Here is a 22,450-nt window from a genome sequence, read left to right on the forward strand (position 1 = left end):
GTTAAGAATTATTTGTGCATTAATGGATACTGAAAGAAAAATGTTCTTCCTATGCCTGATGATACTGGGTCCTTTATTTCATCTTCAGGAAGCTCTTGTGTCCATTTGTATGGTTTAGGGTATAATACTTGAACATCTTCATGATTTTGAGAAAATTCTGCAATTGCTAAACACTGGCTTTTAGGGCCTATGTTAACAATACAAATATCGTACTCATCATGATGTACTTCATAAATCTCCTCTAGTTTAGCAATAGTTTCATTTGGAGTTAATGCAGAAACAGAATTGGTTTCTGAACTTTCTAATAGTTTTTTACACTGCTCTATTGTTATTGCATTCCATTTCTCCCGTTCATTGTTTTGCGACGTCTCGTAAAATGTGATTAAAAGATCTGGGTCAAATTCTTCTACAACAGATTCTGCCCTACGTGATTCCCATCCCAAAAACATAATCATTAAGACTTTTTTTGATTGATCAGGAATACCAGGATAGTTTGGAAGAATGATTATTTTTTCTAAACCTTGTGAAAAATTCATTGTGTATTCTTGTGGCTCTGAGTAAAGAATGTCTGATTGCTTGTTGTGAAGTAAAGTTATGTTCAAAAGGGAATACAAGAACAACCTGGTAAATGATGTAATATCGATCAGAATGCTTTCACTGTTTTTCACATATGCATTTATTGTTTCATTAAATCGCTTTGGATTATCTGGTTCATTATTAATCGTAATTATTTCTCCTTCTACTATTTCCTGCAGTATTACCATCATGCGATTTTGATTTTCTTTATTTTTTTCTCTAATTTTGGTTCTTCTGGATGGAATAAATTTAGGATTACATTTTTTACAGTTGTTTTGCCCTTTATTTTTTCCAAACTTCCTAATGTCCTATCTTCAAACCCTGCCGAGATTATCAAAAGATCGTAATTTTCTTTGATTTGTTGATTTAGCACACTCATTTTGACCCCCCTACTAGTTTTTCATGAATTGAACTAATCAAAACATCTCCTCTAATATTCAAAGGTAAGATCTTTTTTGCTTTGAGAACATTCATCTTTTCAATTGGTCCTTCAAGAACTGTTGCATATGATGTAAGTTTGAATTCCCCTTGATGTCTGTTTATTAAATGAAAAATTGTCTTGAAGTCTAGATCGGACATACTATACCCTATAAACAGGAAATTCTTTCGTAGGAATGTATCTTTAAGTGCATTAATTATTCCGGGTCTTGTATTGTCTTCATCTAAAACATCTCCATCTGTAATTACAAACATTTCTGGATTGTTAAAATCTCCATGAATTTTGTAAACTAAAGTACAGTCGTTAGTAGCTAATGGAATTGATTCATCTCGTGTTATTTTTTGAATTTTGTGACCTTTATTAGACAAAGCATCTTCTATCGAAGTATCCCAGTTAGTTGTAAAAATTATCTTTACCCCTAAATCTGCCAATTTACTATAGGATTTAGATTCCTTTTGTTTTGATTGTTCTAATACTGATTTGATAAATCGAATGACATCTACTCTGCTTCTTTTTGTAATTGCTCTTTCTGCAATGGTAGATAGATCCTCTCCTGTATATTCAATACGAAAATGTTTTGCAATACTTCGTGCTAATTCTCCTCCTGTAGGATATCCAAGTTCTGTAGACAATCCAGAACCAATGAAAATTGCTAATTCATCTTTTTTAATATGGTCTACAATTTCATCAACTACACCCAAATGCGGAATTAAAGTTTCTGAAGATTGTATGGGTTGAATTTTCTTTTCGCCAAATTCTATTTTTGTGCCTGAAATAATACTTCTTTTATCTACTAAATTTTCTAAATCTTGTGCAGTTATTTCTTTGACTTGATGAGTGGTAAGCGGTAAATCAAAGTAAGGCAGTAAATCGTTGTTGAGGGTGATGGACAATAGTTTAATCTTATCTCTAGAATATCTCTCGAAAGAAGGAGCCATTAAATAAGAACGTTTGATTGCAATAGACAGAATTTCAAGAGTTTCTTTTGAGATGTTCTCTGGATCTTTGATTCCTATCTGTAAATAATTTCTTTTAGTATTTCTAAGATAATTTTGGAACCATAATCCTATTTTGAGGATTAATGCACGAAATAGATAAACTGAGATTGCAGGAATATAATCAATTCCATCCATTTGTTCACGTGCAAATTCTTTTACAGCAATTTGTTGAACTTTACGAGGAATATACCGCGTACTCCCATCCCACTTTGAGATTGTCATGTAAAGTAAATCCAAAAAGGTTTTAGCATTTCCACCAGATAAAATAACAAAATTAGTCAATCCAGAATAATCTGGTTTTTCATCTTCATTTTTCGAAGACTTTGGTTCTCCGTCTAATAATTCCTCAATAGTGGTACCAGTATTCTCTAATCTCTTATTCACCATAAGTTTAAAGAATTTTTGCAGTTCAGTCTGTTCAGGGGAACCAGGAGTAACATTACGTGCTCCAATATTTACAACTTGATAGTCTTGTGAAAAATCCAAATACATACCACCTGTAACTCGAGATGTTGTTAGTCCTACAGGCAATGATGCTATTTTGAACAAGGGTTTTCTTACCGAAATGATGTCTGAAAGTACTTTTTGTTGGTATTCACTTAATTCATGATATTCATCTAATAAAACTACCAGCATCTTTTCTTCAAACTCCTTTATTGATTCTTGTAAAAAATTCTGAATTTCGGCTAACTGTGAGGTGTCTGTACATTCTTCAACAATCGTACTGGTTATGTTTGTTTTTCGAATATCTCTAATTTTGGCCCTAATAGCTTTTCTGATTTCGTGAAACTTTGATTCGGATGTCAAACTAAAAATTTCTTTTATTTCATCACATACAGTCTCCTCTTCATTATTAGTAACAACAAAAAAATTTTTTTCTTTAATCAACGCTAATTGTTTTGTTAGAATTTCACAAACAGTCAGATTAAACAAATGAACAAAACGTTTTTTCCAAATGTTCTGAGGATTTCCATGTTCATCAAGAATTTCTTTTTCACTGCCGAAATAATGTTCGTTACACCTAAGATAAATTCCCAGATAAGATTTGTCATAGTCATTCAATTTTTCCTGATTAAATCGTTCAATTTGAACTGGAAATGAAAGATAATTCAATACCATGGATTTGCCTGCCCCTTTTGGCCCCATAAGATACACAGTATCCCTATCAATAATTTTGGAAAAATCAAGTGAGGGAATGAACAATGCAGATATTTCTTTAGGATTTAGTCTTTCAGCTTTTGTAATTTTTAAATCTATGCCAGACAAGTGAATTTGTTAAAAGTCAAAAATAATTAAAGTTTCTTATTTTCACAACCTGTGAATGAATGATTTAACTAATTCAAAATCTTTTGAGAAGATTTGGTTTGTAGATGTTCCACAATTTGTCATCAACCAGATAAAATTCATTTAATTAAATATCATGGTTAGTTACTAATCTGTTAAATTCCAGATACTATTTTGGGTCATTTTTAGTTCTCTCATAGAGCATAGATGTTTTAGTTCAATACCCTCAAAATCAAATTATAAGAAATTGAAGTTTTAGAATCTTATTTATTTCTCAAAACATTAAGAGCAGAACCAGCTTTGAACCACTCAATCTGAGATTGGTTGTAAGAATGATTCAACATGATTTCTTCTTTGTTTCCATCACTGTGTGTAATGATACATTTGACTTGTTTGTGGGGTTGCAGATTATCCAAATCAACCAAACTAATTTTATCATCTTCGAGAATCTTTTCATAATCATCAGGGTTGCTAAATGTCAATGCCAACAAACCTTGTTTTTTCAGATTCGTCTCATGAATTCTAGCAAGGCTTTTTGTAATTACTGCAGCACATCCCAGATACCTAGGAGTCATTGCTGCATGTTCTCTACTACTTCCTTCACCGTAATTGTTATCGCCAATTATCACCCATCTCATCTGTTTTTCTTTGTACTGTCTTGCAATGCTTGAAAATGGTTCAAGCTGGCCATTTAGAATGTTCTTGCCTTTGCCAACTTCATCATCAAATGCATTAACTGCACCTAGCAACATGTTATCACTAAGATTATCCAAGTGTCCTCGCAAAGAAAGCCATGCACCTGCAGGAGAGATATGGTCTGTTGTACACTTTCCTTTAGCTTTTACCATTATTGGAAGCTCTTCAAAGTCTTTGCCATCCCATTTTGGGAAAGGTTCGAGTTTTTGGAGTCGTTTACTGTTAGGATCAATAATTACTTCAATATCATCAGAATTCTCAGGTGGTGCAACAAAGATTCCTTCAGGTCTCATAAATCCCCGTTCTGGAACTTCAGGAGCAGGTTTTGGAGGCTCTAGTTTGAACTTTGTTCCATCAGCTGCAGTCAATTCATCAACTAGTGGATTAAAGGATAGTCTTCCGCCTAAAGAAAGTGCAATAATCATTTCAGGACTTCCAATGAAGTTCAGTGTGTTGCGGTGTCCGTCATTTCGTCCAGGGAAATTTCTGTTAAAGGTTGTGACTATGGTATTTTTCTCATCATTATCTAATTCAGGTCTACTCCATTGACCAATGCATGGACCACATGCATTTGCAAGAACAGTTGCACCAATGTCTTTTAGAGAATCCATTTGTCCATCACGTTCGATTGTTCCTCGAATTTGTTCAGAACCAGGAGTAACTAGTAATGGAATTTTTGCCTTGATTCCTTTTTGTTTTGCTTGCTCTGCCAAGCTTGCAGCCCTTGACATGTCCTCATATGATGAGTTTGTACAACTTCCAATTAGTGCAACAGAAATTGGATCAACATAATCATTTGATTTTACATCATCAGCTAGTTTGGAAATGGAACGTGCCAAGTCAGGGGTGTGAGGCCCTACGATGTGAGGCTCCAGAGTCGAGAGGTTAATTTCAATTACCCTATCAAAGAATTTTTCAGGATTTTCTTCAACTTCAGGATCAGCTACAAGGGAATCTTTGTTCTGATTTGCAAGTTCTGCAATGTCACTTCTGTTTGTATGTTTTAGATAAGTTTCCATTCTCTCATCATATGGGAAGATAGAACATGTTGCACCAATCTCTGCACCCATGTTGGTAATGGTTGCCTTTCCAGTACAACTAATTGATTTTGTTCCAGGACCAAAGTATTCAACAATGGAGTTGGTTCCACCTGAAACTGTAAGTTCTTCAGCTACTTTTAGAATGATATCTTTTGGAGCAGTCCAGCCGTTTAGCTCACCTGTTAATTTTACACCTATTCTTTTTGGGTACAGTAATTCCCAAGGCAGTCCGGCCATTGTTTCAGCTGCATCCAGTCCACCAACACCTATTGCAATCATTCCCAATCCACCTGCGTTTGGAGTGTGTGAATCAGTTCCAATCATTAATCCACCAGGGAAAGCATAATTTTCAAGAACCACTTGGTGAATGATTCCGGCACCTGGTTTCCAAAAACCACATCCGTATTTTGCAGCAGCTGATTGCAAGAATTTGAACACTTCACTATTCTCATCAAGGGAGACTTTCATGTCAACATCTCCTTGTACTTCAGCTCGAATCAGATGATCACAGTGTACAGTTGTTGGCAGAGATGTTTGTTTGAGTCCAGCTTGCATAAACTGCAACATTACCATTTGTCCTGTTACGTCTTGTAATGCAACTCTGTCAGGTTTCAAAAAGACATAGTCTTTCCCACCAGCGAAATTTGTATCATCAATTTCATTAAAATGTCCTGATAAGATTTTTTCAGTAAGTGTTAGTGGTCTGCCAGTAACATTACGGAATTTGGCGATATTTTCTTTTAATTTAGCATAAACACCGGAAACAAGTTCTGGAGTAGAATCAACATTCACAGTATGCAAAGAATGCATCCCGAATTTAATATTTACAATTAGAAAATTGGAAAATAAACGCATTAGGCATGCAAATTCTTAACAATTATAAGCCAAAAGCAGCTTTCTATTTCATTGTTGGGGAGTTACATGTTTTTAGAATTGAGGTGTAAAAATGGTCAATAAGGGTTTCCCAAAATTTGGTATGTCTCAAGCAGGTGCATTTGTTGCAGCCTTGAAAAATTACAATTTACCTGATTTCATTTTGGTACTTGTTGCCAAAGAGTGCAAGTCAGAGCTTCTAGAAAGAGGAAGAATAGATGACAGATTACAAAGTATGAATGATGATGCATTAGAATTATTGCATAAAGTGTTTGTAGGTTGTGAAGAAGATGATGCAGGAAAATATGCCCAGTACAGATTCTATGCATATGTCTCAAGCATGTACCACAAATGCGAAGTTTTAGTTAATGAAACAATTCCTGGTGCAACAGGCAAAAATCACAAAATTCCTGTTGCAGTTAAAAATAACGGAATGTATATCGCAGTTGCATACAACAAAGCAACTGGCAATCCAGTAAACAAGAAAGAAACATCAAGATTCTATGAAATGGTAGATGATATCAAGAAAGGTGATCATGGGACCATGCTAACTGATGCAATTTATGGCTCATCAGTAGGATTTAGAGGAGACGCACTAGTTGAATTGGAAGAATTGAGCAAATCAAGAGATGATGATCCTGAAAACAAATTAGATTTCAAAACTGCAAACTTTGAAAATAATATCTACTCTGTAACAAAGTGTTAATTTAAAAAATCACAATTTTAGTTCTGAAGTGTCCATTGTTAGAAACATTGGTTTTCCGTCAGTTCTTTTGAAATGTTCATCATACTGTTCAAATTCTAATTGTTCAAAGAGATGTTTTGTCCAGATATCATGAACTTCTCTAGGATGTTTTTTGTGTCCTAGTTGTCTTAATTGTTCATGAAGTATTTCATGAGATACAGTAGTACAATTTTTTTCTGCAAGGAACAATTCATCATCTGATTCTTTTAGTGGTTGCCAAAAGACCATTCCAAAATTTTCAGAATGATATCCTTCACATGTACAGTCAGTCCACATTGGTCTGAAATGAGTCAGATAGAAATGATAGATGTCTTTTCCTCTTTGGTCATGATCACGCAACAGAGTATGTGTGTCAAGTCTTTGCAAGATACTCGTAGGCTTTGTGATCATTTCATCACATCTAACTTCATAATCCTTGCCAAACTTTTCTTTAATCCATACCTTGAAGAACTGGCTCATTTTTTTGACATATTCAAACTCAAATTGTCGCTTTTCGCGTTCTTCTTCTTTTACTACAAAAATAAAGTGTAGAATCATAATAAGAAAAAAGGGTGTTATGTCTGGCCTTCAATACCCATAAGGGTTAGTGTTGAACGAATCTTTTCAATTTTTCTGATTTTCCAAGTGATTGTTTCTCTGAGTTTCTCAACGGTATCAGATTCGATCTTGGCCAAAATATCATATGCGCCGAAAGTTCCATGAACTTCCTTAACACCTTCTAGGCCCTTTAGTTGCTGTATAATTGCCTCTTCAGAACCTAGTTCACAGTTGATTAACACATAAGCTGTTGCCATGGTGTAATTACATAAATCGACTATATCAATAAACCGATTACGTTTAGCTTTGAGAGATCTTTAAAATCTCATCCCAGATTGGCTTTGGAACAGGCATCACAGATAATCTGGAAATTCGTATCAGTTCCCAATCTTTGAATTTTTTATTTTTTTCATTTCATCAAGGGTTACAGGGCGCTTTAGTGGTTTCTTGTATTTTACATCAACGACGATAAAACGCTCAACGTCTTCTTTTGGATTAGAGTAAGGTTTGGAAGTAACTTGCATAATTCCTACTGCTTGTCTTTCAGTACCTGTATGATAAAACAAGACAAGATCACCAGGTTTCATTTCTTTCATGTGTTTTAGTGCCAGGTTGTTGTGGACTCCATCCCAAACAGTGGTTTTGTCTTTTTTTAGTTGCTCAAACGGATATCCTCTAGGCCCGGATGGTTCTTGTTTTGCAAGCCAATAGTTTACCATTTCAAATTTCGTATCATTAAGGGATGCTTTATGGTTTATGTAAAAAACAAAATGTTCCCCGGTTCTGACTCGCACAATCTCATTGGTATTTTAGCCAAAACCTCCTTGGGTTCTGAAACCGGGGTTGCCCATAATGTAGCACGACTGGGTGAATTAGAAATCATTGGTATCATTACGATCGACATCATCCTAATCCGTCTTCGTGCCTGCTCTTGGGCGATTAATAATAGAGCATATCCTACTAAAAACCATTGATGAGAATAAAGAACCAAACGCTGTTTTTTAGCGGAATAATTGTTTTAATTTTAGGAACAACAATCATAATTTTTGATTATCCACAGATCCAGTTTTTAGAAAATATGGATTCTGAATCATATTATTTGCTTGATGAAGAAAAAAAGAGAATTCATCAAAGAATGATAATTGAATTTTTTGCAGGAATGGGAATTTTTGTTGGAGGGATTATACTACTGGCATTATCTTTTCTAAAGCGATTTGAGAATGGACTCAGATAAGGATATTTCAAATCCAACTACAGGTACACGGATTTTATAATTTTCAATAATCTTAGAGCTTATTTCGCCAATAACACCAACTGATTGATTGTCTATAATCACAGATGCACAGTGTCCTTTTTCAAATGAGGGATGTTCAGTAGTTTTTGTTTTAATGTCTAAACCAAATCCTGTCTTTAGTGCAGATTGAAGGACAGATTTTATTTCAGTAAAGTTTGTGTCTTGATGAGCACTAATTGCAGAAAGATTGATTTTTTCAGATATAGGATCATTTAAAGAAAAGACAGTTCCAGTTTCAAATAATTTCTGAGGATATGATTCATGAATATTTTTTGAAAGATTTTCTAGCAATCCAGGTAAAATAGAATCACGTAAAATTGTGTGCTCTTGACTTTTTGAATCAAGAACAGAGATAATTTCATTTGGTTCTCTGTTAGCCATATCATAAAGAACTCTTTTACTAGTCAAGCTAGAATTCAATGCTTCAAGATATCCAAGTCCTATCATTGTTTGACTAAGAGATTTTAGTTGTAGTGATATTGGATTTGTTTGACCAAGTGTTTGAGAAGGAGATAAAGTTGGTTCAAGGTTTTGAATTCCATATCCTAAAGCAACTTCTTCAACTAAATCCATAGGACCAAAAATATCAAATCTATATGCAGGGATTGTGCAGACAATGTTCTTGCCTTTAGCAGATGCATCTAGTCTTGATTTTTTTAGTGAAGAGATTATTTTTGAAGTGTTTAGGTTTAGGCCAAGTGTTTGATTAATCAATGCTGGACTAACAGTTATTTTTCTTTCAGCAAGTTTTGGAGAAGAGTTTTTTGCACCTGAGATTTGGACAGATTCCAAAGAGAATCCGGCACTTTGCAGAATTGTTGCAACTACAGATAACATGTCTTCAGCATCGGCTTTGTTTATTCCAGTAACCTCAACAAAGAGATTCTTTGTTTTTGTAGTTACAGTAGTTACTGCAGCATTGATTATTGGAGGAAATGATACAGTTTTCTTATTGGCATCAAGTATCAAAGGCATTTTTGTAGAATTTGCAAGCAAATTACCATAGTCTTTTCCAACATCAGTTGTTTCAAGAATTTGGGTTATTGACAATTCTTTGTCTGAATTTAATGGTGTGAAGGTGTGTTTTCTGTCAACTGTGGTATAGACTAGAGGAAATTGGATTTTATCTAAATCATGAATTCCAATTGAGGATTTTTTTCTCTTTCTTCCAATACCAAAATGAAGATCCTCCTGCATTGCCATGAGTTGTTTGATGGTTTTATCATCAACTTTTCCATTTTTTGCAACAATTCCAGTCACATATGGCCTCACTTTAGAAACATCAGGTTTTACAGAAATTGCATATTGTTTTGATTTTTTGATTTTTAGTTTGATTGCACCGGTTTTTAATCCCAACAATCCTTGCATTCCAAGTGCAATTCCAAAATCAGTAGAGTAATCGGGTCTGTTTGGACTGTATTCTATTCTAACAAGATCTTTGTCTTCAGATTCAATATCTAATCCTAGAAAGGGTAACGATTCTGCAATTTGTTTTTTTGATGCCTTTCCAATTAGTTTTTGAAGACTGGAATAAGATAATTCAACTACTGGCATTTTGTTGCACTCCTAAGCCAATTCAAATTGTTATTGTAAAATTCCCTTACATCATCCAAACCATACTTTAGCATGGCGATTCTTTCAATGCCACCACCCCATGCCAAAACAGGTTTTGTTATACCAAGTGGTTTTGTAACTTCAGGTCTAAAGATTCCCATTCCAAATAGTTCAACCCATTTTCCCAATCTTTCATTATACACCATCGTTTGAAGTGAGGGTTCAGTGTATGGGAAAAATGTTGGCCAGAACTTTATCTTTGTAATTCCAATTCTTTTGTAAAATTCTCGCTGAATTCCCATCAAGTTTCGTAGGTTAGCGTCTTTTCCAACAACAATGCCTTCAATTTGATTAAATTCTACAAGATGTTTGTAACTTACTTTTTCATTTCTAAAAACACGACCTAACGAAAATACTCTGGCCTCATCAGGTTTTGTTTCTGCAAGATGCTTGATTGTAACACAGGTAGTATGAGTTCGTAAAACCATCTTACGTGCTTCATTAATATCCCATTGGTATCTCCAATTTTTTTTATGAGAATCAGAAACTTTTCTAATTTGTTGGGGAGTTGCGATTTTTTTGTCAGAAATACCGTCAAGATAGAACGTGTCTTGTAGTTCCCGAGCAGGATGATCCTGAGGAGTAAATAACGCATCAAAGTTCCAAAAGCTTGATTGAGTCATATTTCCATAAATTTCTGAAAATCCCAATGTAACAAAGATTTCACGAATTTCATCAATAGTGTCTTTTAGAGGATGAGTTCTGGCAACAAAAACTTCAGGAACTTTAGCTTCTACATCAATCCCTCCAGAAGAATCATCAAGGTTAAGCGATTTTGCAGAATCAGTTAGAGTGATTTCTCTAGTCTTTACTACTTCTTCTATAACAAAGTCAGGGCGTCTCAAAAGTCCTGACAGATCGTCCTTATTCAGTTCATCAACTGGAAGTTTTTTCTCACCAATTTGTTTTAGAGATTTTTCTCCAGGTAAAACCGATGGAGGATTTTTCAGAGAAATTTCATCAGAGGTTGCTTCAACCCAATTATTTTTTCTTGCAAGCCCCATTGCAGGCCCAAACACTGCTCCTAGTTCTTGCTGTAAATCAGATAATTTTGATTTGGTCTTTAGCAGATCTAGCAGTCTTCTTTCAGGCAATCCTTTTTGAAAAGATTCTTTTCCATTTTTTCCTAAACTAACAATACTTGTTTTAGTCTCATCAACATTTGCAAGTTCTTTTAATTTTAGCCATTCAATTCCACGTCTAATTTGGTCAGGGGAAAGATTAGTAGATTTTTCAAGACTTTCTGGAGTTTGTTTTGGATTCTCTTTTAGCGATGTAATGATTTTTTTTCAATATCATGAAAAACCTGTGACAATAGTGAAAGTTCGAAAAAGACTTTTTAAACCTTAACCTAAGTCAAATTGAATGTCAGCTGATGACTTTATTGTTACTCCTTGGCATGTTGAAGGAGATATCGATTACGATAAATTAATCAAAAAATTTGGAACTGAAAAAATCTCTTCAGAACTAAATGAGAGAATCAAGAAGATTACTGGAGAAGACCATTTCATGCTAAGAAGAGGTATTTTCTTCTCGCACAGAGAAATGAATAGAATTCTTGATGATTATGAAAAAGGTAACAAATTTTTCCTATACACTGGAAGAGGTCCATCAGGTCACACCCATATTGGTCACTTGGTTCCATGGGTTTTTGCAAAATGGCTTCAAGAAAAGTTTGATGTTAACATGTATTTTCAGCTCACTGATGATGAAAAGTTCTATTCAAAACCAAACTTGACTTTGGAGGAAACAAGAAAATTTGCTTATGAGAACGCACTAGACTTAATTGCATTAGGTTTCAAACCTGACAAAACAAAAATCATAATCAACACAAGAAATATTCAAACACTTTATCCAATAGCAGCTCAAGTTGCAAAGAAGATTAATTTCTCAAACACTAAAGCAACTTTTGGATTTACAAATGAGACTAATATTGGCATGATTTTTTACACATCATTGCAGTCTGCTCCATGTTTTATTGAAGACAAACCAGTTTTGATTCCATTAGGTGTTGACCAAGATCCTCACTTTAGACTTACAAGAGACATTGCACCAAAGATTGGAAAACCAAAACCAGCATTAATTCACAACATAATGATTCCAGCATTAGAGGGACCAGGAGGAAAAATGTCAGCGTCAGATGAGAATGGAACAGTTTACACAACAGATGCTCCAAATGTTGTAAAAAAGAAGATTAACAAATATGCATTTTCAGGAGGACAACCAGATCTTGAACAACATAGAAAGCTTGGTGGAAATCCAGACATTGATGTATCATATCAATATCTTAGAATATTTTTTGAACCAGACGATAACAAACTAAAATCAATTTATGACGACTACAAATCAGGAAAATTACTTTCCGGAGAACTCAAAGCAATACTAATTGAAAAAATGAATGAGTTCTTGGCAGTACATCAAGAAAAACGTGAAAAAGCAAAAGAACAGATAGAAGAATTTCTTTTTGAGAATAAATGAAGATAACAGTTACATGTGAAGACAAGTATGAGGCTGAAAAATTAGCCAGTCTTATTTTCATCAAAGATGGTAAAGAGACATTCATTACAGGAATTCTAAATATCGTAAAAAACGAACTAGTGATATCATTAAAAGATAAATCAGCTCACAGCATTTTGCTTGAAAGCGAAGTAAGTGTAGAAGAATTTGCAGATTTTACTCAGTCAGTAATTGACAAAGAGCACAAAATAATCTCCACAAAAATTCGTGAAAATCAAGTGGAGATTGTTAAGGGCTGAATCTATTGACCAAAAATGGCCCAGAGGGCTACTGCCCCAACTACTGCAATTAGAGAAATTCCCAATGCCTTAAAGTCACCATTCATAATTTGAATTCAAAATTATTATAATTAAAGTGTTAATAAATTCTCAAAGATGATTTTGGATCATCGTGGGAAAAATTTACTTTTTTACGTTTAGATTGTGATCTTTGTTCCTTAGGTTTTACAATAGGTTGTCTAATTTCATTGCAATTCAAGCACAATACCTTGAGTTCATCTCGTGCAAGTTCTGGTTTTGAGATATATTTTCCCCAAGACGAAGCAGCACCTCCACGTCTAATACTATCAAATGTCTCATCATCAGAAATATGACTAAATCCTAATGCTCGTTCATCTCTAAATCCACAACTAGAGCAAACTTTTCCACCTAGAATTTCAAATAATTTCTCTTTTAGTGATTGATAAAATTTGTCAGAACCATCAGAAAAGAAACTCTCTTGTTTTTTCAATAATCGGTCAGTCTTGGATTTAGGGCGAGATTCATCTCTGCGAGAATCTCTTCTGCTGTCTCGTCTACTGTCTCTGGAATATCTATCGTCTCTACGAGACTCTCTTCTGTCATCTCTTCTAGATTCCCTTCTAAATGTGACATTTCCAATATTTTTTGTCGGAGCAGTCCTTCTAATGCAAAGATCTTGAGATATTTTATCATGGTAATTCTATTGATTCCAATTTTTTCAGAGATCTCTACTCCAGACATTCCAGATTCAGAACCATCCAAAACTGAAATCAGCTTCTCTCGAATTTCTTCCTCAGAATACCCTTTACCCATAATTGCTTTTGGATGAAGGTATTGTATAAAGACTAATTTTCATGTATCGTAATAACTTCGTATAGCATACATTATACGAAGTTATACGACCTGTGAAAAAGGGAATTAAAGTAAAATCAAAAAATGCACTTAGAATTAGTTTTTGCATCAGATTTACTTGAGATAAGGGATTAATTTTCTGTAACATATCATATAGTGAACAAGAAAGGTAACATCGTTTAACCTAGTTTACACTAGTAAAGCGGTAATTGCTAACCAGTAAATTAATCCTGGAGCTAAACCAACAATTAGTGGAATGAACACAGGCCATCCATCTGCTGCGCTTGCCATGAGAAAAACGGAAACTCTTCCTATTTAAATCCATCCAGCAGTCTGAAATCCAGCATAGATCGACGATATAAAAAGTGGACCGGACGGAATTTGAATCCGTGACCCCCCGCGTGCAAGGCGGGTATACTACCAGGCTATACTACCGGCCCACACGAGGTTTGATTAATCTGCAGATTTTAATTGTTGTCTTCTTGGCAAGGATTTTATTTGAAAGCAAGAAAATTTTCTCATGGTACTTTTAGAATCTCAAGTCAAGCTAAAAGCAGGAGATATTGCACCTGACTTTGAGTTATTGGGAATTGATGACAAGAAACATTCCCTAAATGATTATTCCAATTACAAAGGAATTTTGGTGATTTTCATGTGTAATCATTGCCCATATGTAAAGGCAAAAGTTGATGCCCTAAACGAGTTGTATGAAAAGTTTGGAAAAGATATTGCAATTGTTGGAATCAACAGCAATGATTCAACTGATTATCCTGAAGACAGTTTTGAGGCAATGAAAGAGACTGCAAAAGAGAAAGGATTTGGATTTGATTATTTGGTAGATGAAACACAAGAGGTTGCCAAGAAATATGGTGCAATGTGTACTCCAGACCCATTCTTGTTTAATGCCCAAAAACAGCTAGTGTTCCATGGAAGAATTGACAACGCAATGAAACCAGAGGATACTGCCACCGAGAAGACCATGATTAACAACATGCAAAAATTATTGGATGGAGAAAAAATAGAAAAAGACTTTGATCCATCTATTGGTTGTTCAATCAAGTGGAAAGAAAATTAGACTTAAATGACTCTGGCCTAGAGGTTTGATCGTGGGCTCGTAGCTCAGCTTGGCTGGAGCGTTCGACTGATAATCGAAAGGTCATGAGTTCGAATCTCATCGGGCCCATTACTTTAGATTTTGATATACTGTTTGGGACCACTGAATAATTTCATCTAATTTATCTGAAACAAGGTCAGAGTTATTTTTTGATTTTTTAGAAGGAATTCCACAAAGGATTAATTTCATTCGTTTGCCAGATTTTTCTTTGGTTGGGTTAATAGAGTCAGCAAAAAAGTTCAGCCCTTCCTCAGTTTGTGAAAAAACAAGTACAATCATAATTCCAGGTTTTTGTTTCCAGATTTTACCTACCAGTTTTTGAAAATCAAGATCAAACAAGACATTGATAGCAGAAGACATGTCTCCCAAATGAGAAACCCTCCACCCATCTGAATGATATACGGTAGATGCTGCCTCTGCAAGAAGGCTGCTTTGAAAATCAGCTGAAATGACAACTATGTTTTTTTTAGAATCAGCAACTATTGGAATCTGATTTAATATTTGAAGAGATTTTGAAATTGTAGTTCTGAGAAGGTTTTGCTCAGCAGTGCCAATTTTTCCATCATCAAAGATACTCCTCACATAGTCTATTGCAGGATAAATCACTTCCATTATCAAGCGATTCACAGAAGCTCCTGAATGAAGACAGTTTCGAATCAGAGAATATACTTGGTCCTCATTTCCTTTAATCAGATAATCAAGGTATTGAGGTGCCACTTTGAAATAATCATCAGGAAAGTTGAAAGATTCTTGACCAGGTTCTAAAAACCACAAGGTAACATTTCCAATGTTTTTTTGTCGGACCAATCCCTCTGCTGCAAATACCTTGAGATACTTTGTCATGGTGATTCTGTTTACTTTCATTTGTTCTGAAATCTCCACACCAGACATTCCGGATTCAGAGCCATCCAAAACTGAAATCAGTTTTTCTCGAATCTTTTCAGTGGAATATCCTTTGCCCATTATTGCTCTTGGATGATGGTATCGTATAAAGACTGATTTTTCTCAAGTTCTAATTTTGTGTAACTTTTTGTAATTAACGTAAAGCAGCGTAATTTAACGTGAATTACATTAAACCACATTAAATCACATTAAATCACATTAAACTACATTAAACTACTGTAAACTAGTGTAATTCAATCTAATTTAATGAAATTGAGCGTAAAAATGAGACCAATTTAATCCGTAATCACTGTAAATTACACGTAACTTTCTGTAACTACAGTGTAACTACGGTGAACTTTACGTAATTTACACTGTGTACTATCGTAGTTTTGCGTAACTTTTTGTAATTAACGTAACTTAGTGTAACTTAGCGTAAATTAGCGTAAGTTATGGTAAGTTACTCTGATACACTAATTTACGGAAATTAGAGAATAGTGAAGAAAATCACAAAGTTGGGTTTTAGAATAACTTTGATGGTTATTGATTATCTGATTTAATTTTCAACCTTGTCAAATATGTGCAAAGGCAACACATTGTTGCAGATGGGACAATTTGGTACAAGGTCGCTTGTGATTATTGTCTCGCATTTGTCACAAATTCGCATAGAAACCAAGTGGCAAAAATTTTGAATTTAAACCAAGAGCAAACATTCCAATTTTGGGAAAATATCCAATCATTTTTGTATGGTTGTAATTGGGTTTGAATCGAGAGGGTATTGGCAAAGGTTTGCAGTTACTGTAAAGAAGAATTTGAGGGAGCAGACAGATTTTGTAGTATCAAATGCAAAAAGTCACACATTACGAAACTTGAAAACAGAATTAAGGAAGCCGTCAAGAATGATCCAAGCCACACCAAAAAAATAAGCGATTCTTGATCAACCGAAAGGTAACAAGTAGAAAATCAACCTATAAGGTCACAGTACCTAAGAGAAGTATTTGAAAAGGGAAATTTTCTCAACAACGGCATACCGCCGTTAATCCGTTACGGAATTCGATAAAATAGTTATGAAATTAGCTTTACATTTCAGTGATAAAGTAAACTAAAGATGTACACTGTGCCTGAACAAGCATATTCTTCAAAATCATTACATCTTCCATACAATACATTATCATAACTAATATTTCAAGAATCATGTAGTTTTGGAATAGTTCAGGTGTGAACAATAAACATAACATTACAGTGATGAAGTTAAGTTAATTGTGATTTTATTTGTCATTTGACGGTTTTCGATAAAACTATGTCCCGACCCTTGACAGGGAGAATTTGTCCCATGGACTTGACAGTACCGTAAAAATAAAATCTTATATAGATGGGTACCTTAAAGTACGGTAAGGGAAAAGTAATGCCAAAAGCCGGATTCAAATCAATCACAGTTTCAGAAAGCGTCTATGATAAATTCAATGAGGTTTATCAAAAGAGCAAAGACGACCTTGCAATGAAAGGCGTCAATAGTTTCTCCGGTTATGTTACTTACATGTTAGAGGAGATGATGCAAAAGGACAAGACCTTTGCAAGATATGCTCCAAAGATTGAAAAGATTTCAGTCGATGATGATAGAATTATTCTAAAAGACAACATCAAAAACAGAATTGCCGAAGTTGCAGTTCAGAAAGGAGAGTTGTTCTGCCAGCTCTGTGATGAAAAGGATTGTGTACATGTAGGTTATGTATGGTCCATACCAGAAGTCTACGAAGTCCTTAACGCCAGAGGAATCAAACATTCAAAATAGTTGTATGGAGGAGGTGGGATTTGAACCCACGAACTCCTGAGAGACAGGATCACCCATTATTTGATCTTAAGTCCTGCATGTCCAAAAGCACAAGATGCGCTTACTTTGGCCAGGCTTGATTACTCCTCCAAAAGGGTAGAAATCTGTGTGAAATTTAACAGTTTAGAGATTTTGTCAAGATAATGAAGAATTATAAGGATTTTCTACAGGGTGAATTTGTGCTTCGATAGCTCAGCCTGGTAGAGCGTTACCTTGGTAAGGTAAAGGTCGCGGGTCCGGATCCCGTTCGAAGCTTTTTAATTTCTTCAGAATTAATTTCACAAAAATCACGAAATTACGAAGTTTGTATTTAAGCTCTCACTCAACTAGGAAAAAGTTAGTTCGAGATCAATTTTTTTTGTGTCCCTAAGTGTTAAAAAATTCTGTGATACTAACTATTGAAACAAGTATACTCCCAAGTATCAAATGTAATCCCAAAACCATTTGTAAAGTGGGCCGGTGGAAAACGCCAACTTATTCCAATTCTAAATGAGAATCTGCCAAAATCCTTTGGGACATATTATGAGCCATTTATCGGGGGAGGGGCATTGTTGTTTCATATCCTCACAGAAAGAGATGCTCAAAAATGCAGCATCTCAGATTTGAACTCTGACCTAGTTTTAGCATACACCACTATTCGAAACAGAATTGATGAACTCATATCATCTCTAAAAAATCACGAGAGAAATTATCACAAAGATTCAAAATCATACTATTATTCAGTCAGGGAATCAAACCCAAGAAGTGAGATTGAAAAGACATCAAGACTGCTCTTTTTGAATCGAACCTGTTTTAACGGATTATACAGAGTAAACAGCAAGGGAAAATTCAACGTCCCACTTGGCAGATACACAAATCCAAATATCGTAAATGAGGATAACCTCAGAGCAGTTAGTACCATCTTACAATCAAGCAAGGTTGCCATCAAGTGTCGCGATTTTGAGGCAGTTTTGGGAGATGCCAAAAAAGGCGATTTGGTGTATTTTGATCCACCATACCAACCAGTAAGTGATACTGCCAATTTTACAAGTTACACAAACAAGGACTTTACTGACAAGGATCTTAGAAGACTAGCAGAGCTATGCGACAAGCTAGATTCCAAGGGATGCAAAGTTTTACTATCCAATTCAGATTCAAAACAAGTTGCAGAAATGTTTTCAGGAAAGTCCTGGAAGACAAGCAAGATTCAGGCAAACCGTTCAATTAATTCAAATTCAAAAAAGAGAACAGGCCACTTTGAATTACTAATTAAGAATTATTAGACTGACATTAGTTTGAATTCGACCGGATTCAAGTCTGAAGTTCTAATTTGGTTCCAATATACAATAAAAAATAAAAGTTGTGAGGATTAGTTTGTATCAAATATGCTTGTAATTCCTAATCCTGATGCACATTCATCTCTTGGACCAATTGTTCCAGTTGCTGCAAATCCTGTCCACTCATCATTTTCAACGATTACAAAATGATCCTTTGCTGAAAATTCAAGTGCTGGACTTGTAATGTCTGTAAGACAAAAAGATCCATCAAATGCTGCTTCGTGTGGATGGTAACCTTGAACTGGGGATGATCTCTCAACTCCAACCTGATGATCATTGAAAGCAGGGTGAATTACTACTGCATTTACTCTTACTGCTTCTGATTCAGATTGTGTTGGAATGCTAGTTGCATAGAATACTACTGCATCTGGCATACTCTTTTTGTTGATGTTTTTGACATCATCTGCTACTTCAATGGTTACTGTATTTCCATCGGTAGTTGCTGAAACTATATCTGTATTAGATCCATTTGCCATAACTGGGACGATTGCCATCGTCAATGCAGCTATTGCAATAATAGTTCCTGCTAGAAGTGATTTTTTCATGGTACAGATCCTTGATGATGAATATTTAGTTCTTACTATATGAAATACATAATTAATCTTGATCGGAAAATATGAAATAATATAAAAATATTCAAACGTGGCAATGATACTTTATTCTATGCACGATTTTTAATCCTAAATCTGTATTTTTATTGAAATAGATCAAATGGAAGCAGATTACACGCTAATGATACTGTAAAAAAATTAAAAAGAAAATGTTGGAAGGTTTCAGTCTAAACCCTTCCTCCCAACAGAATTCTGTATTTAGTGATTTCTTTTTGTCTTTCTTGTTGTTCAGACTTACTAATTGCGGAATCACTGTTTAGTGCATCATTGAATTTTTGAAGTGCCTCGTGTTTTTCAATTAATTCTGCACCCAAAGTTTTACCATCTTTTGCATTCATTGTAGCACCATATGTTGAGCACTCACCTTTCTTGATGGTTTTATTTACTCCAAGAACTTTTTCATCAATATCTGATTTCAAGATTACAGCTGTTATAGCCAAGTTATGATCAGTTGCACATGCTTTGACAATGTATGTCCACATATCTTTTTTGCCTTTCATTGGCTTTACAACCACTTTTTCTAAATATTCTTCAACAGAGCCATCATGACCTGTATGGTATACTGCTTCGGCTACTTGTATTGATGAGAATGCTATTGTTAGTACAAGGATTGATGTTAAACTTCCGATTATTTGTTTTTTCATTGTTTCACCTCCTTTGTAAATTCATTAGCAATTTTATTTCCAAAAGAGATCAAAATTTTACAAGCATCATGTGATTTTGTTTCATCAGTCTTGCCACATTTGACACAGTGTCTGGTAACTGCTCTTTTACAACATATGCAAATTGATAATGGAATTAAAGGCCCATTACAATTTGCACATGCATAAAAAACATTCTTTGAAATATTTTTCACATCATTTGAGCTGACAAATTCTATCGTGGGACAATAGATTGTTGCAGTAGAGATAGACTCATTTTTTGAATTGTCAAATGAAGATACTTCTTTCAAAGTGTTCATGAAACAAGTAACAGGATTTTGTTATATGGCAATAACTTGTAATTTGTGGTATGCCATTTTTTAATTCAAATTAGTGATGTTTAAATTCGCATCTCATTGATCTTGGCTGGATATCTCTTGAAAATCTCCGTAATGATAATTGCAGTTATGTTTGTAGTTTCTTTAATATTTACAATAGTAGGTATTGTAACTTTTGAACTCAGTGCAGATGAGATTAAGAAATTTTTGGGCTCACGAAATGAAGGTTTTGCATTCAATATGATGCAAGATATTGATCAACATATTGAAAACAGAATATCTGATTTTCAAAAACTAACAAATCTGAATCTTATTCATGCTGCACTGCTTGAGTCAAATGAAAAATTTGAAAAAATTGAAGATATTCAAGCGTATTTGGATCTAAAAGAAGACGAAATTGAGTTTACTGAACTATCTCCTTTTGTTGGAGGAGTCTCAGATGAGGTTCTAACAGACGAGCTTGTGAACACAATAGAATTTTATCGCGAGGAATACAACTATGATGTCGTTGAAGAATTGTTTGTTACCAATGCCTATGGTGCAAATGTTGCTCTAGGATCAGGCACATCCGATTATTCTCAAAGTGATGAAAAATGGTGGCAAACTGCACGAGATACAGGCAAATATGTCGGAGATGTAAATTATAATAAAAATTATGATAGTTATTCAATTGATTTTGCATTTAGCGTAAACGACATTGATGAAAATTTTATCGGAGTATTGCGTGTTGTGATCACTCTTGATGATCTTCTTAGCACTTTTATCGAGGATTCTGAAATAATTACGATTTCTGAATACAATGTTTTGTTATTAGACAGAACAGGAAATTCTATTTATCAAAATAACCAAATACTCAGATCTAACGTACCTGTAGAATACTTTGAAAACATTTCTCAAGGAGCAGACGTGGGATTTTTTGAATTAGTTGACCCAGTAGATGATCTACAGCTAGTTTCTTATGCAAAATCTACCGGATACAATACTTTTGAGGGATTTGATTGGATTGTGGTTGTAGAGCAGAGTAGTTCCTCAGTAGTTCAAGAGCTTGTAGAATTACGTAATTCAATTTTGTTAGTGTCTATTTTAGGAATGATTGCATCAATAATTGGAGGGTTTTTTATTTCAACAAGTGTTTCTTTGCCATTAAAACGCTTGACAAAAATTGCTAGTTCTATATCCAATGGGGATTTTGATATTAAAACAACAGATAGTAAGATTGATGAAATTAAAACAATCAGTATTTCTTTTGAAAAGATGGCACAAAATCTCAAAAAATTAGTTGAAACCGAAAAACAACTAGCCGAAGCAAACATGCGAGTAAAACATGAGCGATTAAGTGCCATTGGAGAACTTGCAGCTAGTATGGCTCATGATATGAAAAATCCACTTTCGACGATTCAGAGATCCGCAGAGATTCTACAAAAAAATGCAAAACCTGATGAAGAATTGCAAAAAGTTATTGATCGAATGAATCGAGCAATGGATAGAATCACTCATCAGATAGATGACGTGTTAAATTACGTCCGAATTACACCGTTAGAACTCAAATCAATTAAAATTACAAAATTATTAGAATCAGCAAAAGCATCTATGGACATACCAAAAAATATCTCATTATTCATTCCAAATTCAGACATCGAGATAAAATGTGATGTGCAAAAATTAGAAATTGTTTTTATCAATCTTTTCTTGAATTCGATTCAGGCAATTGGAGAAAGTAAAGGAGAAATCAAGTGCAAGATTGAACAAAAAGATTCCACTGTAATCATTGAGATTCAAGATTCAGGATCAGGCATACCTGAGGATCTTTTTCCGAAGATATTTGATCCTCTGGTTTCTTCAAAACAAAAAGGAACAGGATTGGGTTTGTCTACCTGCAAAAACGTAATTGAACAACATAAAGGAACAATATCATATCAAAATAATCCAACCAGATTCACCATAATTTTTCCATCCTCGGATTAAATGATACATCTGTTCGAAAGTTTTATCATGCATAAAAATTGAAATTCA

At 34.5% G+C, this 22,450-nt stretch carries 22 protein-coding genes, 4 tRNA genes and 1 pseudogene; 10 read left to right on the plus strand and 17 right to left on the minus strand.

Annotated elements, in window-relative coordinates:
• Positions 1-8 precede the first annotated feature (8 nt).
• The 4 genes from NKOR_RS07965 to NKOR_RS07980 all read right to left on the minus strand — a co-directional run bounded on the left by NKOR_RS07965 (position 9) and on the right by NKOR_RS07980 (position 5,843).
• Complete coding sequence (locus tag NKOR_RS07965; RefSeq protein ID WP_238535967.1) at positions 9-764, minus strand: hypothetical protein; 756 nt, start codon at positions 762-764, stop codon at positions 9-11.
• On the minus strand, positions 764-955 hold the full coding sequence (locus NKOR_RS07970; RefSeq protein ID WP_014963847.1) for a hypothetical protein: 192 nt from the start codon (positions 953-955) through the stop codon (positions 764-766). Before NKOR_RS07970 ends, NKOR_RS07965 begins: the two co-directional genes overlap by 1 nt.
• Complete coding sequence (locus tag NKOR_RS07975; protein ID WP_014963848.1) at positions 952-3,279, minus strand: ORC-CDC6 family AAA ATPase; 2,328 nt, start codon at positions 3,277-3,279, stop codon at positions 952-954. The genes NKOR_RS07970 and NKOR_RS07975 overlap by 4 nt, the downstream gene beginning before the upstream one ends.
• A 281-nt stretch (positions 3,280-3,560) precedes the next feature.
• Positions 3,561-5,843 carry an aconitate hydratase gene (locus tag NKOR_RS07980; RefSeq protein WP_014963849.1) on the minus strand — a complete coding sequence of 761 codons (2,283 nt, stop codon included), beginning with the start codon at positions 5,841-5,843 and terminating at the stop codon, positions 3,561-3,563.
• Between the two features lie 136 nt (positions 5,844-5,979).
• Between NKOR_RS07980 and NKOR_RS07985 the strand changes: the two genes are divergently transcribed.
• Positions 5,980-6,612, plus strand: coding sequence for a hypothetical protein (locus tag NKOR_RS07985; protein ID WP_014963850.1), 633 nt, complete (start codon positions 5,980-5,982; stop codon positions 6,610-6,612).
• Positions 6,613-6,621: 9 nt separating this feature from the next.
• On the opposite strand, the gene NKOR_RS07990 is transcribed toward NKOR_RS07985, so the two are convergent.
• From NKOR_RS07990 to NKOR_RS08000, 3 genes and pseudogenes are all read right to left on the minus strand, one after another.
• Positions 6,622-7,188 (minus strand): hypothetical protein, encoded by a 567-nt coding sequence (locus NKOR_RS07990; RefSeq protein WP_014963851.1) that lies wholly within the window; start codon positions 7,186-7,188, stop codon positions 6,622-6,624.
• A 17-nt stretch (positions 7,189-7,205) separates the two neighbouring features.
• Positions 7,206-7,445 (minus strand): Lrp/AsnC ligand binding domain-containing protein, encoded by a 240-nt coding sequence (locus NKOR_RS07995; protein ID WP_014963852.1) that lies wholly within the window; start codon positions 7,443-7,445, stop codon positions 7,206-7,208.
• 43 nt (positions 7,446-7,488) lie between these two features.
• Positions 7,489-7,907 (minus strand): annotated as a pseudogene (locus NKOR_RS08000) (EVE domain-containing protein).
• Positions 7,908-8,161: 254 nt separating this feature from the next.
• Between NKOR_RS08000 and NKOR_RS08010 the strand changes: the two are divergent.
• Complete coding sequence (locus NKOR_RS08010) at positions 8,162-8,422, plus strand: hypothetical protein (protein ID WP_014963855.1); 261 nt, start codon at positions 8,162-8,164, stop codon at positions 8,420-8,422.
• Here NKOR_RS08010 and pheT read toward each other — a convergent pair.
• Together pheT and pheS are read right to left on the minus strand one after the other, a co-directional pair.
• Positions 8,393-10,036 carry a phenylalanine--tRNA ligase subunit beta gene (gene pheT / locus NKOR_RS08015; protein ID WP_014963856.1) on the minus strand — a complete coding sequence of 548 codons (1,644 nt, stop codon included), beginning with the start codon at positions 10,034-10,036 and terminating at the stop codon, positions 8,393-8,395. The genes NKOR_RS08010 and pheT overlap by 30 nt on opposite strands.
• The gene (gene pheS, locus NKOR_RS08020) at positions 10,027-11,190 is read right to left on the minus strand and encodes a phenylalanine--tRNA ligase subunit alpha (protein WP_014963857.1); all 1,164 of its coding nucleotides are present in this window, start codon (positions 11,188-11,190) and stop codon (positions 10,027-10,029) included. The genes pheT and pheS overlap by 10 nt, the downstream gene beginning before the upstream one ends.
• Before the next feature lie 271 nt (positions 11,191-11,461).
• On the opposite strand from pheS, the gene NKOR_RS08025 reads away from it, so the two are divergent.
• Positions 11,462-12,574, plus strand: a complete 1,113-nt coding sequence (locus tag NKOR_RS08025) for a tryptophan--tRNA ligase (RefSeq protein ID WP_014963858.1) — start codon at positions 11,462-11,464, stop codon at positions 12,572-12,574.
• Entirely contained in the window at positions 12,571-12,852 is a 282-nt protein-coding gene (locus tag NKOR_RS08030; protein WP_014963859.1) for a hypothetical protein, read from the plus strand. The genes NKOR_RS08025 and NKOR_RS08030 overlap by 4 nt, the downstream gene beginning before the upstream one ends.
• A 118-nt stretch (positions 12,853-12,970) precedes the next feature.
• Here the strand turns inward: NKOR_RS08030 and NKOR_RS08035 are convergent, their stop codons facing one another.
• The 3 genes from NKOR_RS08035 to NKOR_RS08045 all read right to left on the minus strand — a co-directional run bounded on the left by NKOR_RS08035 (position 12,971) and on the right by NKOR_RS08045 (position 14,144).
• Positions 12,971-13,342, minus strand: a complete 372-nt coding sequence (locus tag NKOR_RS08035; RefSeq protein ID WP_014963860.1) for a hypothetical protein — start codon at positions 13,340-13,342, stop codon at positions 12,971-12,973.
• Positions 13,339-13,665: a hypothetical protein gene (locus tag NKOR_RS10440; RefSeq protein ID WP_014963861.1), complete on the minus strand. Its 327-nt coding sequence runs from the start codon at positions 13,663-13,665 to the stop codon at positions 13,339-13,341. Before NKOR_RS10440 ends, NKOR_RS08035 begins: the two co-directional genes overlap by 4 nt.
• A gap of 405 nt (positions 13,666-14,070) precedes the next feature.
• A tRNA-Ala gene (locus NKOR_RS08045) sits at positions 14,071-14,144 on the minus strand.
• A gap of 80 nt (positions 14,145-14,224) precedes the next feature.
• Here NKOR_RS08045 and NKOR_RS08050 point away from each other — a divergent pair.
• Both NKOR_RS08050 and NKOR_RS08055 read left to right on the plus strand, forming a co-directional pair.
• Positions 14,225-14,779 carry a thioredoxin family protein gene (locus NKOR_RS08050; protein ID WP_014963862.1) on the plus strand — a complete coding sequence of 185 codons (555 nt, stop codon included), beginning with the start codon at positions 14,225-14,227 and terminating at the stop codon, positions 14,777-14,779.
• Between the two features lie 33 nt (positions 14,780-14,812).
• A tRNA-Ile gene (locus NKOR_RS08055) sits at positions 14,813-14,887 on the plus strand.
• Here NKOR_RS08055 and NKOR_RS08060 read toward each other — a convergent pair.
• Positions 14,888-15,781, minus strand: a complete 894-nt coding sequence (locus NKOR_RS08060; protein WP_014963863.1) for a B12-binding domain-containing protein — start codon at positions 15,779-15,781, stop codon at positions 14,888-14,890.
• Between the two features lie 1,291 nt (positions 15,782-17,072).
• On the opposite strand from NKOR_RS08060, the gene NKOR_RS08070 reads away from it, so the two are divergent.
• The gene (locus tag NKOR_RS08070; RefSeq protein WP_014963864.1) at positions 17,073-17,492 is read left to right on the plus strand and encodes a hypothetical protein; all 420 of its coding nucleotides are present in this window, start codon (positions 17,073-17,075) and stop codon (positions 17,490-17,492) included.
• Between the two features lie 5 nt (positions 17,493-17,497).
• On the opposite strand, the gene NKOR_RS08075 is transcribed toward NKOR_RS08070, so the two are convergent.
• A tRNA-Leu gene (locus tag NKOR_RS08075) sits at positions 17,498-17,621 on the minus strand.
• 91 nt (positions 17,622-17,712) lie between these two features.
• Between NKOR_RS08075 and NKOR_RS08080 the strand changes: the two genes are divergently transcribed.
• Together NKOR_RS08080 and NKOR_RS08085 are read left to right on the plus strand one after the other, a co-directional pair.
• Positions 17,713-17,786, plus strand: a tRNA-Thr gene (locus tag NKOR_RS08080).
• A gap of 143 nt (positions 17,787-17,929) precedes the next feature.
• A complete protein-coding gene (locus NKOR_RS08085) occupies positions 17,930-18,793 on the plus strand; it encodes a DNA adenine methylase (protein WP_014963865.1) in 864 nt (287 codons plus the stop codon).
• Positions 18,794-18,879: 86 nt separating this feature from the next.
• On the opposite strand, the gene NKOR_RS08090 is transcribed toward NKOR_RS08085, so the two are convergent.
• From NKOR_RS08090 to NKOR_RS08100, 3 genes are all read right to left on the minus strand, one after another.
• The gene (locus NKOR_RS08090) at positions 18,880-19,392 is read right to left on the minus strand and encodes a hypothetical protein (RefSeq protein ID WP_014963866.1); all 513 of its coding nucleotides are present in this window, start codon (positions 19,390-19,392) and stop codon (positions 18,880-18,882) included.
• Positions 19,393-19,625: 233 nt separating this feature from the next.
• The gene (locus tag NKOR_RS08095) at positions 19,626-20,102 is read right to left on the minus strand and encodes a hypothetical protein (protein WP_014963867.1); all 477 of its coding nucleotides are present in this window, start codon (positions 20,100-20,102) and stop codon (positions 19,626-19,628) included.
• The gene (locus tag NKOR_RS08100; RefSeq protein WP_014963868.1) at positions 20,099-20,419 is read right to left on the minus strand and encodes a hypothetical protein; all 321 of its coding nucleotides are present in this window, start codon (positions 20,417-20,419) and stop codon (positions 20,099-20,101) included. The genes NKOR_RS08095 and NKOR_RS08100 overlap by 4 nt, the downstream gene beginning before the upstream one ends.
• Positions 20,420-20,536: 117 nt before the next feature.
• Between NKOR_RS08100 and NKOR_RS08105 the strand changes: the two genes are divergently transcribed.
• Positions 20,537-22,402 carry a sensor histidine kinase gene (locus NKOR_RS08105; RefSeq protein ID WP_232202994.1) on the plus strand — a complete coding sequence of 622 codons (1,866 nt, stop codon included), beginning with the start codon at positions 20,537-20,539 and terminating at the stop codon, positions 22,400-22,402.
• The last annotated feature ends 48 nt before the right edge of the window (positions 22,403-22,450 follow it).

This window comes from Candidatus Nitrosopumilus koreensis AR1 (assembly GCF_000299365.1).
Taxonomy (GTDB): domain Archaea; phylum Thermoproteota; class Nitrososphaeria; order Nitrososphaerales; family Nitrosopumilaceae; genus Nitrosopumilus; species Nitrosopumilus koreensis.

Bases quoted from the DNA above. Each gene is read 5' to 3' on its own strand.
- NKOR_RS07965 (WP_238535967.1), bottom strand. From the start codon at position 764: ATGGTAATACTGCAGGAAATAGTAGAAGGAGAAATAATTACGATTAAT.
- NKOR_RS07970 (WP_014963847.1), bottom strand. From the start codon at position 955: ATGAGTGTGCTAAATCAACAAATCAAAGAAAATTACGATCTTTTGATA.
- NKOR_RS07980 (WP_014963849.1), bottom strand. From the start codon at position 5,843: ATGCATTCTTTGCATACTGTGAATGTTGATTCTACTCCAGAACTTGTT.
- NKOR_RS07985 (WP_014963850.1), top strand. From the start codon at position 5,980: ATGGTCAATAAGGGTTTCCCAAAATTTGGTATGTCTCAAGCAGGTGCA.
- NKOR_RS07990 (WP_014963851.1), bottom strand. From the start codon at position 7,188: ATGATTCTACACTTTATTTTTGTAGTAAAAGAAGAAGAACGCGAAAAG.
- NKOR_RS07995 (WP_014963852.1), bottom strand. From the start codon at position 7,445: ATGGCAACAGCTTATGTGTTAATCAACTGTGAACTAGGTTCTGAAGAG.
- NKOR_RS08010 (WP_014963855.1), top strand. From the start codon at position 8,162: ATGAGAATAAAGAACCAAACGCTGTTTTTTAGCGGAATAATTGTTTTA.
- pheT (WP_014963856.1), bottom strand. From the start codon at position 10,036: ATGCCAGTAGTTGAATTATCTTATTCCAGTCTTCAAAAACTAATTGGA.
- NKOR_RS08025 (WP_014963858.1), top strand. From the start codon at position 11,462: ATGTCAGCTGATGACTTTATTGTTACTCCTTGGCATGTTGAAGGAGAT.
- NKOR_RS08030 (WP_014963859.1), top strand. From the start codon at position 12,571: ATGAAGATAACAGTTACATGTGAAGACAAGTATGAGGCTGAAAAATTA.
- NKOR_RS10440 (WP_014963861.1), bottom strand. From the start codon at position 13,665: ATGGGTAAAGGGTATTCTGAGGAAGAAATTCGAGAGAAGCTGATTTCA.
- NKOR_RS08050 (WP_014963862.1), top strand. From the start codon at position 14,225: ATGGTACTTTTAGAATCTCAAGTCAAGCTAAAAGCAGGAGATATTGCA.
- NKOR_RS08060 (WP_014963863.1), bottom strand. From the start codon at position 15,781: ATGGGCAAAGGATATTCCACTGAAAAGATTCGAGAAAAACTGATTTCA.
- NKOR_RS08070 (WP_014963864.1), top strand. From the start codon at position 17,073: ATGGGTACCTTAAAGTACGGTAAGGGAAAAGTAATGCCAAAAGCCGGA.
- NKOR_RS08090 (WP_014963866.1), bottom strand. From the start codon at position 19,392: ATGAAAAAATCACTTCTAGCAGGAACTATTATTGCAATAGCTGCATTG.
- NKOR_RS08095 (WP_014963867.1), bottom strand. From the start codon at position 20,102: ATGAAAAAACAAATAATCGGAAGTTTAACATCAATCCTTGTACTAACA.
- NKOR_RS08100 (WP_014963868.1), bottom strand. From the start codon at position 20,419: ATGAACACTTTGAAAGAAGTATCTTCATTTGACAATTCAAAAAATGAG.